This is a genomic window from Paraburkholderia youngii (genome assembly GCF_013366925.1).
GTDB classification, from domain to species: domain Bacteria; phylum Pseudomonadota; class Gammaproteobacteria; order Burkholderiales; family Burkholderiaceae; genus Paraburkholderia; species Paraburkholderia youngii.
Genome location: NZ_JAALDK010000002.1, coordinates 1050475 through 1063429 on the forward strand (window position 1 = coordinate 1050475; position 12955 = coordinate 1063429).

Sequence of the window (12955 nt, forward strand, 5' to 3'; positions counted from 1 at the left end):
TCGCCATTGCATACCGGCCAAGCAATGACTGGATATCACGCTCGCTGGGACCATTCACCTTTCGAAGCGGGTGCGCTCAGGACGTTCGCACGAACCATCCAGTCTCTCGGGCTCGTTCGTACCGCTTCGCGCAACGGTCGCGCCGGCGTGGCGTGTTCGTCTGACGCTGTTCCGAGCGCGCATCCCGACCTTCAGCTTATGCCCGATTTGTTACTGAACCCGCCTCCCGAAAAAGCGAACACGCCTGAAGAATCCGTCCCGACACCACCGTCGAGCCTGAATCCGCCCGCGGACCGGATCGAGCCCGTGCTCACGAAGCCGGATGACTTCAGCGACCTGATCGCACTAGCCGACGAGGACGATGACGATGACGATCCGCTGCAGTTGCGGCGCGAACCGCATTCAGCGGAACGCGGCGGACACGACGGCATGGCAAAGCTTCTGGCAGCCGACATCGATGAAGCGGACCCGCTCGCCGCGCTCACGCTCGAATACCGTGAAGCGCTGCTGAACCGGAAGAGCGAGAACGGGCCCGAGCCCAAGGCGTCGGCCGAAGCTCAGAGCGAGTCGATCATCGGGTCACCTCCCGATCCGTTCGCCGAACTTGTCGATCCGTCGCAGACGGAAGCGTCCGTGTTCGACCTGCTGACGCAGGGGAAGAACATCGACACCCTGCTCGATGGTCTTGACTCGTTCGGTGCCGAGCAGATTTTCGAGGCGGACCAAACGCACGAGATCCTCGCGCTGCTCGCGCCGCGCGGAATTCCCGCACACCGTGCGAGCAGGACCGCGCTGCTCGCACGCGAAGAACATCACCTGGTCAGCATGGACAGCCACATCGCCATGCCTGAATCGATCGAATACGAAGAGCCTGCATTTTCAGATGAACATAACCGCTGACCTGCCCAAGTCGGACCCTCCAACCCTTAGCAGCCTGCTCGACGCGCAGACCTACGGCGAACTGAAGGAGCAAACCATCGACAAAGTGCGCAAGCATCCGTCGAACGTGCGCGAACGCTGGCTGCTGTTCGAGCTGTTGTGCCTGGACGGCGAATGGAACCGCGCGCTACAGCAGTTGCAGACGTGGGCCACGCTCGAGCCGGAAGGCACATCGCGCGCCCAGATGTATCGCGGGCTGATCCGCAGCGAGATGTTCCGCGCCGAGGTGTTCGCGGGTCAGCGCACGCCGGGCGAGATCGAGCCGCTGCCCGAATGGGTGAAAACACTGCTGCAAGCCAACCTCGAGCTCGGCGAGGGCAATCTCGCCGCCGCCGATGAACTGCGCGGCGCCGCGTTGGACGCCGCGCCGGCCACGCGCGGCGAAAGCACGCAGATCGGCGAATTCGAGTGGCTGACCGATAGCGATAGCCGGCTGGGTCCGGTGTGTGAGCTGACCGTCGCGGGCGGTTATCGCTGGGTGCCGTTCGACTCGATGAAATCGCTGACACTCGGTCCGGTCACCGCGTTGACCGACCTCGTATGGCGCTCGGCCGTCGTGGGCCTACGCGACGCGACTGTCCTGCGCGGCTATCTGCCGGTGCGCTATCCCGGCTCGGAAACTGGCTCCGCTGCCACCCGGCTCGCGCGCGAAACCACCTGGAAAGACGTTGGAGAAACGGGCGTGATCGCGCTCGGCCAGAAAACCTGGAGCACCGACAAGGGCGACGTCGGCCTGCTCGACATCGGCGAATGCCGGTTCAATCACGACGAGCGCGTATGACCAGGTCCGACGCGCGGCACCGGCAAGCCTATATGCCGTCGCTGATCGACCGCCTGCTCGACGACGCGCCCGCGCGGCGCAGCGAGCGGCCCGACGCCTATGCGCCGAACAGCGAAGGCATGCGCCGCATCATCCAGCGTGATCTGAGTCTGCTGCTCAACACAACGAACCTGGACGACGAAATGGACATCGCGCGCTACCCGATGCTAGCCGAATCGGTCGTCAACTACGGCATCCCCGCGTTGTCCGGCAGCTACCTCGCCAGTCGCAACTGGGAGACCGTCGAGAAGATGGTACGCAACGCAATCGTGCGCTTCGAGCCGCGTCTGATTCCCGAGTCGCTGCGCATCCGGCCGCTCAATAGCGAGAACCCTGTACGCTACAACCAGCTCGCGTTCGAGATTCACGGCCTCATGCGCTGGTCGCCCTATCCACTGGAATTTCGCATCCAGAGCGCATTCGATATCGAAACGAATCACGTCACGTTCGATGCGGACTCTGGCAGGGGAAATTGACATGGACCCGCAATTTCTCGACTACTACAGCCGCGAACTGACTTACATGCGGGAGATGGCCGGCGAGTTTGCCGCGCAGCACCCGAAAATCGCGCGCCGCCTTGGCATGGAGGGCATCGACGTTGCCGACCCCTACGTGGAGCGACTCATCGAGGCATTCTGCTTCATGTCGGCGCGCACGCAGATCAAACTCGATGGTGAGTTTCCGCGCTTTACGCAGCGCCTGCTCGAAGTGGTCTATCCGAATTACGTCGCGCCGACGCCGGCGATCGCGGTCGCGCAGTTGCGTCCGAGCCTGCGTGAAGGCGATTTCACGAAAGGGCTGAAAGTGCCCAGGGATAGCATGCTGCGCTCGGCCATCCCGCCCGGCGAGCAAACCGCGTGCGAATTCCGCAGCAGCCAGGACGTCACGCTATGGCCTATCGAAATCGTTGAAGCCCGGCTTACCGCCGTGCCGCCGGATATCCCCGACACCGATCGCCATCTGTTGCCGCACGTGCAATTGCGCGGCGCGTTGCGGCTGCGCCTGCGCACAACCGGCGAAGTGAAGTTCAGCCAGATGACGAACTTCGACCGGCTGCCCATTTACATCGGTGGCGACGAGCGGATCGCTTCGCATCTGTTCGAGCTGATCCATGCCGGTAGCGTCGCCTCGGTCGTGCGCGCGTATGGTGCGTCGCGAGACGAAGGGCACGTGGTCGCGAAAACACCGGTCGCATTCGAAGGTCTGCAAGCGGAGCAGTGCCTGCTGCCGCTAAGCTGGAATACGTTTCACGGCCACAACCTGCTGCAGGAATACTTCGCATGCCGCCAGCGCTTCTATTTCTTCGCGCTGACGCAGCTCGCGGCCGGTCTCGCGCGCGTGGACAGCAAGGAAGCGGAGATCGTGCTGCTGCTCGACCGTCTGCCGGAAGAGCTTGCCACGCACGTCGACGCAGCGCGTTTCCTGCTGTTCTGTACACCGGTCATCAACCTGTTTCGCAAACGCACTGATCGCGTCGAAATCAATCGAGCTCAAACCGATTTTCATCTGCTCGCCGACCGCACCCGGCCGCTCGACTATGAGATTTTTTCGGTATCCCGCGTATTCGGTCAACGGGCGCAGACATCGCTCGAAGTCGAATTCAATCCGCTTTATCAAACACTGCATAGCGACGTGGGCAACCACGGCCGCTATTTTTCGGTGCGTCGCGAGCAGCGCGCGCTGTCCGCCAATGCGCGCAGGTACGGCACCCGCACGCCGTATATCGGCACCGAGGTCTACGTGTCGCTCGTCGATCAGGCGGAGGCGCCGTACGCCGACGACATTCGCTACCTGTCGGTCGAGGCGTGGGTCACGAACCGTGACCTGCCGCGCCTGATTCCGCGTAACGGCAAAACCGACCTCACGATGTCCGACTCCGTGCCGATCGAAGGCGTGCGCCTCGTGCATGCACCGAGCGCGCCGCGCGCGCCGTACGCGAGCGGTGAAACGGCGTGGCGTCTGATCCGGCAGCTGAGCTTCAACTATATGCCGCTCGCCGAACTCGACCACAGCGACGGCGGCCAGGCGCTGCGCAACATGCTCGGCCTCTTCATCGCGCCGGGCGAGCGCGAACAGGCACGGCAAATCGAGGCACTCGTCGGTGCACGCACCGAACCGGTGGTGCGGCGTTTGCCCGGCGACGGACTCCTCGTCTATGGGCGTGGCGTGCGCTGCGAACTGACGGTCGATGAAACCGGCTTCTCAGGCATCAGCCCGTATCTGTTCGGCCTGGTGCTCGAGCATTACCTCGCGCGCCACGTTTCGATCAACGTGTTCACGGAAACCGAACTTCGTTCGATGCAACGTGGCCTGATCACCCAATGGCGGCCACGCATGGGCGGACGCGGAGCGGTATGAGCATGGCTGGGACATTTGCGAGCGCTGTTGCGCCGACGCGATCATCGCTCGATCCGCAATCGCTCGACGCCTGGTTCGATCCCGACACGCCGTGGCAGTCCGGCTTTCTGAGCCTGCTGCGCGCGATCGCCGCGCGCGACCCGCTGATGCCGTTGCCGGGCACCGCGAGCCTGCCGCAAGAAGAGCCGTTCCGGATCGGTCAGCAGCCCACACTGGCCTTTGCGCCGCGCGAAATCGCGTCGCTCGGCACGCGAGACGGGCGCCTCGACGTGCGGCTGTTCGGGCTCGGCCTGTGGGGGCCGCAAGGGCCGCTGCCGCTGCATATGACGGAGCTGGCGCACAGTCGCGTGGAAAGCCACCAGGATCATGCGCTCGTCGGGCTCGTCGATCTGTTCCATCACCGCGCACTGTCGCAGTTTTATCGCGCGTGGGCTTCAGGGCAAGCCACCGCGTCGCTGGACCGGGCCGGCGACGAAACGTTTTCGTTCTACGTCGCCAGTCTGATCGGCGTCGATCCGGCCGAGGCGGGGCAGTCCTGTCTGCCCACGCACTCGCGTTACAGCGCGGCGGCGCACCTCGTGCGCGAGGCGCGAACGCCGCACGGCATCGAGGCGACGCTCTCGCATTACTTCGGTGTTCCGATGACCATCGAAGAGTTCGTGCCGCACTGGATCCACCTGTGCGCATCGGAACATACGAGGCTCGGGGTGCCGGGGCCCGCGGCGATCATCGGTGAATGCGCGCAGCTCGGCGAGGCCATTCCCGACCGGCAACACAAGTTCCGGCTCGTCGTGGGTCCGCTGGACCTCGATCAGTATCTGCGCCTCACGCCGCACGGCGAGGACTTGCCGACGTTCGTCGAATGGGTGCGGGCCTTCGTCGGCCATGAATACGCGTGGGAGGTCAAGCTGCTCGTCAACCCGCGTGCGGCGCCACCCGCCTGCATCGGCACGTCTCAGAGACTTGGTTACTCGACGTGGCTCGGTGATTCCGTCGACGACCTTCCGGTCGTCGGCATGGTTTTCGAACCTGAACAGTACAACGACCGACCCCGGAGTTCCTTCGCATGAACGCCAACACTCCCGCCGTCGTGCTGGGCTACGCCGATCTGCTCGAACCGGTGTCGGCGCACGCGCCTTGCGGTCCCGATCTCGAATACGATCCGGCTTTCGTGATGCTGCAGGCGGCCGCGGCTCCACGCGCCGAAGCGCAGTACGGCGACTTCGTCGACATGCCGCCAACGGCCAACTGGGCCGACATCGAACGCGATTGCCGCGCGCTGCTGCTGCGCACGAAAGACATCCGCCTCGCGGTGATCCTGCTGCGTTGTCGAACCCGGCTCGACGGCGCGGCCGGCCTGCGCGACGGACTGGCTTTGCTGCTGGCGATGTTCGAATGCTATGGCGAAGCGCTCCACCCGCTGCCAGTGTTCGAAGGCGAACCGGACCCGGCGATGTTCGCCAACGCGATCGGCGGACTCGTCGAACCGGATGGCATGCTGGCCGATGCGCGCGACATCCCGATGCCGCGGGCGGCCGGGCTGCAACTGCATTTGCGCGATATCGAAAAATCATTCGCGACGCCGCGCCAGAAGGACGCGCTCGCCCCTGAATCCGTCGCCCGCTTGCTAAAGGAATGGTGGGGCCGACGCGACGCGGCGATTGCCGCATTGGTCGAAGCGCAGGGTCTGACGCAACGCATCGCTGCCTGGTGCGATGAGACGCTCGGCGTCGATGCGCCCGATCTTGGCGCGTTGTCCCGAGCGCTGCAGCCATTCGCGCAGCATCGGATGGACGGCGGCGGCGCGTCCGCGCCGGCGCCTGCGGCCGCGCGAGCCGCCAACGAGCAGGACAACGATATCGTGCGTGGACCGGCGCCGGCTAGCGTCGCTACGGCAACCCTCGCGCAGTCCGACGCGCCGGCCGATCCGCCAGTCACCGCGCCGTGTCCAACGGATCGCTGGAGCGCGCTCGCAGCCATTCAGGACACACGCATGTGGTTCGAGCAAAACGAACCGAGCAGTCCCGTCATTGTTTTGCTGCGCCAGTCGGAACGAATGGTCGGCAAACGGTTTTCAGAACTCGCCCATATCATTCCCGCCGATTTACTCGCTAAATGGGATGAGTTCGACGGTTGAGGCAATGTGCGCGCATCTGCGTAGTTTCTCCGCTGTCGGCCCCTACAGTCCGCCGGTCAACCAACAAGCTCCAATGAAAAGACTCGTTCAATTTTTTATCCTGATTTGCTTCGCGATACCCCATTTCGCGTTCGCCACCTGCACCCAGTTGAAGCCTGCGCAAATCTCCGAACTGCTGTCTCAAGGCTACATTGCGGGGTATCCAATAGCGGTCAACATACCGTTTCAGGAAAGCTCGGTATCGATCGATCCTGGCTTACCGGTCGGCTCGGTGATCGCCACGGGCTTGTCGCCGGCGTACGCTACCTATGGGAACTTCGCGGACTGCACCAACGGGGGCACGGTCACATTCGGCTATTTCAACGCAACGCCGTCCACGATGTCAGGGGTCTATAACACCAACGTTCCCGGAATCGGCTTTCGTGTGACCTACCTTCGCGCGAGCGGCACGAATTCGCCACTTCCGTTTACGCCATCCTTTCCCGCCGGCGAGCCCAATCAGGTGATCTACGGTCGCTTCGGCATTGGCTCGCAGTTCCTGATCGAACTGGTCAAAACCGGCGACATCGCGAGCAACGTCGACGTGATGTTCAACACCTTGGGAACCGGCATTGCCGATGGTGACGGCAGTCGGGTCGTGACGATCACAGGCGGCAGCATCAACGTCAAGGTTCTTCCGAGTTGCTCGGTCAATACCAGCGCACTGAACATCGATTTCGGCACGTTCGGCCCAAGCGATGTGTCGACCACGAGCGGGCCGACCCAGCCAGTCGACTTTACGGTGCTCTGCACCGGTCCCACGCCACCGGCTTCGATCACCGCTGCACTTTCCGGAACCTCCGATACCGAAGATAGCAGCATGTTGAAGAACACCGGCGCGACGCATCTTGCGATTCGTTTGCGGGACGTTTCAAGCAAAACCGTTTTCCGGCCCAACGATCCGTCGAGCACCCTCGTCCACGCACCGCGGGGCGCGATGCAATCGCCGTTCGCACTCGAGGCGACCGTGCTGCGCGTCGGCACAGCGACGCCAACCGCCGGCAAGATCCAGGCAACCGCAACAGTCACGATGACCATTCTTTAAACCGACTATCAACGGCGAACGTCTACCAGAAGCAACTAGCATGACCGAGATACCCGTCGCACCACCGAACTCGATCTTCGTGCAAATCGCGAGTTATCGCGACCCGCAGTTGGTCCCCACCCTGCTGGATTTGATCAACAAAGCTGGAAGGCCAGATCTGTTGCGGATCATCGTCTGCTGGCAGCATGCGCACGACGAAACGATGATCCAGTTCTGGCAGCGGGGCTTTGGCGATTGGCGAGTCGAGCAGACCGACAACTGGATCGTCCACCATCTCAGTCATCGTGAAGCGAAGATCGAATTGATCGACGTTCCCCACATGATGACGCAGGGCGCATGCTGGGCCCGCAATCTGGTCCAGCAGCGATACAGCGGTGAGTGCTACACGCTGCAACTCGACTCGCATCATCGCTTCGTCGACGGATGGGACATGCTCGCAATCGAAATGCTGGAGTCGTTACGCGATGAAAGCCCGAAACCGGTTCTGACCGCTTACCTTCCGATGTACGACCCCGAAAACGACGATGCTCGATCGAGCGACGAGCCGAGGATATTGGCCTATGCGAGGTTTTCCAGGGAAGGGGTCGTCCTGTTCCGCTCGAAGACACTTTCCGACTGGAGAACCCGGGCTCGCCCGGTCCGTTCGCGCTTCTTCAGCGCACACTTCGCATTTGCCGACGGTCACTTTGCCGAAGTGGTCCAGCACGATCCCGACTATTTCTTTCACGGCGAAGAAATTTCGCTTGCCGTCCGTGCGTTCACCCACGGCTATGACCTGTACAGTCCGCACAGGCTGATCGGGTGGCACGAATATCTGCGTTCCTACCGCGTCAAGATGTGGAACGATCACAGTCACGAGGCCAAGGAACGGGGTGAAATCGACGAGCCCTGGCATGAGCGCAACGAGCGCTCATTGCAGCGCAATCGTGCGCTGCTCGGTATCGACGGACAAACGCTGGCTGACGCCGAGTTCGGCGAGTATGGACTCGGGGCCGAACGCACGCTCGCCGATTACGAGGCCTACGCGGGCATCAGCTTCAAGTGGCGCGGAGTTCAGCAGTCGGTATTGAATGACGATCCGCCCGTCCCGGGCTCTCAACGTCCCGACGAAGCAACATGGAAGGCCTCTCTGCTACGCGCAAACGACGTTCGTGTGTGCATACATCGGAATGGATTCGACAGGCATGTGCTCACGCCCGGCGTCGAGCACGCGTTGCCGGCCGCAACGTCGGTTGCCGTGGTGATCTACGACAACGGCGAGACGCAGCTGCGCCGGGAAACCGTCAACGCTAGCGGTCTTGCCCGATACCGGAAAAACGACTGGCTCGACTTCCATGTGTCTTTCGAATCAGAACTTGGCCGGGTCCCAGCCAGTTACGTCGTGGAGTTGTTCGACGACGCCGGCAACGTATTGAGCCGGGTCCGACGCGTCATCGATGCATGACGCGTCCGCGACGACGACGCACCAAGACGCTTCCGGCGTCGCGCGGCCAAGAGGATTGCACCACGTCAGCGGATTCGGCGCGTAGCGGTATGGACTGGCTGCGGCTTCGCCGTTGCGATCGGGGCTGATGTAGCGGCCCGCGTGAGGATCATAAAAACGCGCGCCGTTGTAATACAGCGTGGTTTCATCATCGGCGTATTGGCCGGCATAGCGAAGCGGCTGCGCAAACGCGTCGCTGCTTTGCCACTCCGGCGTCACGAGACCGCCCCACGCACGATAACGCCCACGCCATACCACCCGGCCCCTCTCGTCCGTGAGCGCGACGGCCGTACCGGCCACGTCAGTGTGATAGTGATAGACCTGCGTGCTTTTGATCGCGCCATCATCGGCGAGGGTCTGGTCCACGCGAGCGAGCGGCGCGAAGCCGGTTGAGCCGTCGGGCTCGGGTTGATACAGGTAGGTGCGCAGTTCCATCGCGCGGTGCTGCTGGATCAGTCTGTGCCCTTGCCACAAAAAGCGCGTGAGCTCGTCGCGCTCCGGCATCGATAGCTGCTGCGTGCGCCGCGACGCAGTGGATTCGACACGCCTGGCGATACGCCGACCGATTGCGTCGTACTGGTAGCGCACGGTATAGCCGTTGCGATGCGCGGCGATGATGCGCCCCTCCGCATCCCAATCAAGCGATAGCGTATGGTCGCGGCCGCTTCTACGCACCACTTGTCCCCACACATCATAGTCGTAACGATGTCCGCGGCATTCCCGTAACCGGTGGTCCGGATTCACGGCCGGGAACCAGCTGCCGCCAGGCGTATCGAGCAGATTGCCAGCGGCGTCCCACGTGAAATACTCGATGTCCCCGTTCTCCGACACCGATCGCAACAGACACCCACGCCGGTCGTAGTCGTACCACATCTGACCGTCGCTCTCTCCGCCTGTCCTGACGATCAGGTCAGCGAGACTGTAATCGGCTTCGCGCCACAATTCGGTGACAGATTCTGTCGCGGAGCCCGGCGTATCCACGTCGCGCCCCGTCACCGAGCGCCACCACACCGGCAAGCCGAGCGGCGAAAAGCCCGTATGCGTGCGCAAGCGACCTTGCGTGCGCGCAACCGGACGCCTCATCGCGTCATACCAGAAGCGCGCAATCTGCCGTTCGCCCAGTTCGATGAACGCGATGTCGCCGGTTTCGAAGCGGCGCGTACGCAGCTCCTGCCCCTGCGGCAGCTGAGTCGCGACAACGCGTCCAGCGGCGTCGTACGTGTAACGCAGTGTGCCGTTTGCGCCGTGCTCGGCGATCAGACGGCCACCGGCGTCGTGTTCGAAGCGGATCTCATCCGCTCCGATACCGAGTAGCTCGCCTTCCGGTGTCGGCTCGCGGATCACGCCGTCGAGCAATCCGCCCGCCCCGTAGTGATAGATATAGCGGCTATGCGCGGTTTCTCGCTGGGTGAGACGGCCCGCACGGTCGTAGTCGAACGTTTCGCAACGCTGTTGCTCGCCCGCCTTCCACGTGAGACAACGGACCTGCCCGCTAGCCGCATAGTCGAAGCTGCGTTCCACGCCATCGGCGTCCGAGATCGACAGGCAACTGCTCGCATTCCACCGAAGCACCTGCACCGCGCCGTTCGCGCCTTCGATTCGAACCGGACGCCCATGTGCATCGTACCGACGCACGATCACGTGACCCTCTTCGTCGACCGCACGTAGGACATTGCCGCGCCGGTCTCGATACCAGTGCCGGCTTCGGCCACTCGGGCCAACGAACGACGTGCGCTGGCCAGCCGCATTCCACCCATGACGCTCGGCCTGTCCGTCCGGGCGCGTGATGGTCAACGGCCGGCCGAGGCCATCGCGCTCGATTCGCGTGACGGCGCCGAGCGCGTCGGTCACGCTCACGACGTAACCATTGACGTCATACTCGTAGCGGGTCGTGCTCCCGCCGACTCCCGTGCGACGCGTCACCTGCCCCCACGCGTTATGCGCGAAGGTCGTGACGGTCCCCAGCGCATCCGTCGAGCGTACGACATCGCCAGCGTCGCCATATTCGAAACGCGTGAATTCTCCCGACGGGGTCTGATAGTGCAATGGCTGTAGGCGATTGTTGCGTGCCCACATCCACGCACGGCCATCGCTCAACGCGACCGACACGGGCTCGCGTGACGCAAACGCATACTGTGTCGAGCGGGTGGCGCCCTGCGGGTCCGTCTCGCACGCGACGCGTCCGAGCGCATCGTATTCGATGCGAACCTCCCGCTCGCCGGGCAGTTGCAGTGCGACCGGCGCGACGGCGGCGTCGTAGCCGAACCGGTAGCGTCGGCCGTCGAAGTCCGTGTGCGACAGCACGCGGCCCTGCTCGTCGTATTGCCAATGCGCCGCGTTGCCGAAGACATCGCTGACCTCACTGGTCTGGCTATCGAAGTCGTAAGCGAAGCGATCACGCGCGCCTTCCGACGTGACTCGTCGAACCACGCGCGCGGCGCCGCCGATCGTCTGCCATTCGTAGCGTGTCGCCATGCCGAGCGCGTCTGCTTCTTCGACGATCCGCCCATCGCGGTATGCAAAGCGACGCACGATTTCGCCGACCCGATTGCGCACCTCGGTGAGTTCGCCATGCTGGCTGTAGCCGTACTGGACCAGCGCGCCGGTTGGACCGCCGTCGACACACTCGACAGCGCTCAGACGCGGTCCCATCCGCGCTTCATAGTGCATGCGCAGCTCGTGGCCGCAGGTCCCACGCATGCGCAGCAAGCGCCCGTCGGGGTCCCAGATCAGGCCGATCCGCTGCTGACGCAGATCCTCGACGTATTTGAGCCGTGCGATTCCGTTGGCGTCGAAGTCGCCGAACACGCGGTAATGCGGCGTCAGATCCGCAACGACGAGGCGTCCGTCGCTCCGATGCGCGATGTGCAATTGCGCAGCCGACGCTATTACCTGTGTCCCCCGCTCGGGAAACGGCACGCTGAGCGTGCTGCCGTATTCGTCGGTATAGAGCAGTTGATCGTCCCGCTTATGCAGCGTGACTTCCCAGTTCGTGCGCCAGCCAACCCCGAGCAGTCCGAGCGCATGCTGCGCGCTCGAATAACAACGCGACCATGCAAGCGGAAGACGGCCGCGCAGCCTGAAGTCGGTTTCGTCGGCAGGCAGGCAGATTTTGCTGCCGCTGATCACATCGACCGAGCCGCACAGAATGCCAGACAGCGCACGACGCATTCGAAAGCGGTCGACCAGGCCGCCGAGGCGCTCACAGCGATCGACCAACGGTCCGACACAGGCGACGGGCAATACGACGCCGGGCAGTCTGACCAGCTCGCCGCCGATTCCCGCGAGACCCGTCGTCACGTGGCTACCGTCGTCATCATGAACCGATGCGCACGTCTGGCGAACCAGCGGAACACGGCGCGCCACACGAAACCTTGCCGCCAACCAATGCCGCCGGCAGGTTGTTGATCAACACCGTCCCCGAACCCGCGACCACAGCTTGGGAGCCCGGGTGCAGCGTGCAAACGGCAGAGCTCATACCGACGAGCGCCGCAGGCATTTGATTGATGAAGACCGTCGGGGAACCCCCGGCGATCGAACCGCCATGTCCGATCGCATCGCCCTTGCGAGCCGCTGGAAACATGCTCGATTTTCTCCTAATGAAAATTGAAAGACCGTGCAGGGCGATGCGCGAAGGCATTCGCCGGCTGCACGGTACTGCGAAATACGCTGTTACGCGTCGTTGCCGGTTGCCGGCGGTGTTTCAATCGGCGGCGGCAGTTCTTCCGACGGTGGCGGCTCCTCCGATGGCGGCGGCTCCTCCGACGGTGGCGGCTCCTCCGATGGCGGCGGCTCTTCCGATGGCGGTGGCTCCTCCGATGGCGGTGGCTCCTCCGACGGTGGCGGCTCCTCCGATGGCGGTGGCTCTTCCGATGGCGGCGGCTCCTCCGATGGCGGTGGCTCCTCCGATGGCGGCGGCTCTTCCGATGGCGGTGGCGCTTCCGACGGCGGCGGCTCTTCCGACGGCGGCGGCTCTTCCGACGGCGGTGGCGCTTCCGACGGCGGTGGCTCCTCCGATGGCGGTGGCTCCTCCGATGGCGGTGGCTCCTCCGATGGCGGTGGCGCTTCCGACGGCGGCGGCTCTTCCGACGGCGGCGGCTCTTCCGACGGCGGTGGCGCTTCCGACGGCGGTGG

At 63.7% G+C, this 12955-nt stretch carries 10 protein-coding genes; 8 read left to right on the plus strand and 2 right to left on the minus strand.

Annotation, left to right across the window (positions count from 1 at the left end):
* Positions 1-198: 198 nt before the first annotated feature.
* The 8 genes from G5S42_RS36185 to G5S42_RS36220 are packed head-to-tail and all read left to right on the plus strand — an operon-like array spanning position 199 to position 8782.
* On the plus strand, positions 199-900 hold the full coding sequence (locus G5S42_RS36185) for a TagK domain-containing protein (RefSeq protein ID WP_176111524.1): 702 nt from the start codon (positions 199-201) through the stop codon (positions 898-900).
* Positions 884-1720, plus strand: coding sequence for a type VI secretion system accessory protein TagJ (locus tag G5S42_RS36190; RefSeq protein ID WP_176111525.1), 837 nt, complete (start codon positions 884-886; stop codon positions 1718-1720). Before G5S42_RS36185 ends, G5S42_RS36190 begins: the two co-directional genes overlap by 17 nt.
* Positions 1717-2235 (plus strand): type VI secretion system baseplate subunit TssE, encoded by a 519-nt coding sequence (gene tssE, locus G5S42_RS36195; RefSeq protein ID WP_176111526.1) that lies wholly within the window; start codon positions 1717-1719, stop codon positions 2233-2235. The genes G5S42_RS36190 and tssE overlap by 4 nt, the downstream gene beginning before the upstream one ends.
* A 1-nt stretch (position 2236) precedes the next feature.
* Positions 2237-4117, plus strand: coding sequence for a type VI secretion system baseplate subunit TssF (gene tssF / locus G5S42_RS36200; protein WP_176111527.1), 1881 nt, complete (start codon positions 2237-2239; stop codon positions 4115-4117).
* A gap of 2 nt (positions 4118-4119) precedes the next feature.
* On the plus strand, positions 4120-5187 hold the full coding sequence (gene tssG / locus G5S42_RS36205; RefSeq protein ID WP_176111528.1) for a type VI secretion system baseplate subunit TssG: 1068 nt from the start codon (positions 4120-4122) through the stop codon (positions 5185-5187).
* Entirely contained in the window at positions 5184-6254 is a 1071-nt protein-coding gene (locus tag G5S42_RS36210) for a type VI secretion system protein TssA (RefSeq protein WP_176111529.1), read from the plus strand. Before tssG ends, G5S42_RS36210 begins: the two co-directional genes overlap by 4 nt.
* A gap of 4 nt (positions 6255-6258) precedes the next feature.
* Entirely contained in the window at positions 6259-7338 is a 1080-nt protein-coding gene (locus G5S42_RS36215; protein WP_246392316.1) for a fimbrial protein, read from the plus strand.
* 40 nt (positions 7339-7378) lie between these two features.
* A complete protein-coding gene (locus G5S42_RS36220) occupies positions 7379-8782 on the plus strand; it encodes a GlcNAc-transferase family protein (RefSeq protein ID WP_176111530.1) in 1404 nt (467 codons plus the stop codon).
* Here G5S42_RS36220 and G5S42_RS36225 read toward each other — a convergent pair.
* Complete coding sequence (locus G5S42_RS36225; protein WP_176111531.1) at positions 8687-12121, minus strand: RHS repeat-associated core domain-containing protein; 3435 nt, start codon at positions 12119-12121, stop codon at positions 8687-8689. The two genes, G5S42_RS36220 and G5S42_RS36225, sit on opposite strands and share 96 nt — an antisense overlap.
* 16 nt (positions 12122-12137) lie before the next feature.
* Positions 12138-12404, minus strand: coding sequence for a PAAR domain-containing protein (locus tag G5S42_RS36230; RefSeq protein ID WP_176111993.1), 267 nt, complete (start codon positions 12402-12404; stop codon positions 12138-12140).
* Positions 12405-12955: the final 551 nt, after the last annotated feature.

Excerpts from the sequence above, each read along its gene's own strand:
- tssF (WP_176111527.1), top strand. The coding sequence starts at position 2,237 with ATGGACCCGCAATTTCTCGACTACTACAGCCGCGAACTGACTTACATG.
- G5S42_RS36190 (WP_176111525.1), top strand. The coding sequence starts at position 884 with ATGAACATAACCGCTGACCTGCCCAAGTCGGACCCTCCAACCCTTAGC.
- G5S42_RS36215 (WP_246392316.1), top strand. The coding sequence starts at position 6,259 with ATGTGCGCGCATCTGCGTAGTTTCTCCGCTGTCGGCCCCTACAGTCCG.
- tssG (WP_176111528.1), top strand. The coding sequence starts at position 4,120 with ATGGCTGGGACATTTGCGAGCGCTGTTGCGCCGACGCGATCATCGCTC.
- G5S42_RS36185 (WP_176111524.1), top strand. The coding sequence starts at position 199 with ATGCCCGATTTGTTACTGAACCCGCCTCCCGAAAAAGCGAACACGCCT.
- G5S42_RS36210 (WP_176111529.1), top strand. The coding sequence starts at position 5,184 with ATGAACGCCAACACTCCCGCCGTCGTGCTGGGCTACGCCGATCTGCTC.
- tssE (WP_176111526.1), top strand. The coding sequence starts at position 1,717 with ATGACCAGGTCCGACGCGCGGCACCGGCAAGCCTATATGCCGTCGCTG.
- G5S42_RS36230 (WP_176111993.1), bottom strand. The coding sequence starts at position 12,404 with ATGTTTCCAGCGGCTCGCAAGGGCGATGCGATCGGACATGGCGGTTCG.
- G5S42_RS36220 (WP_176111530.1), top strand. The coding sequence starts at position 7,379 with ATGACCGAGATACCCGTCGCACCACCGAACTCGATCTTCGTGCAAATC.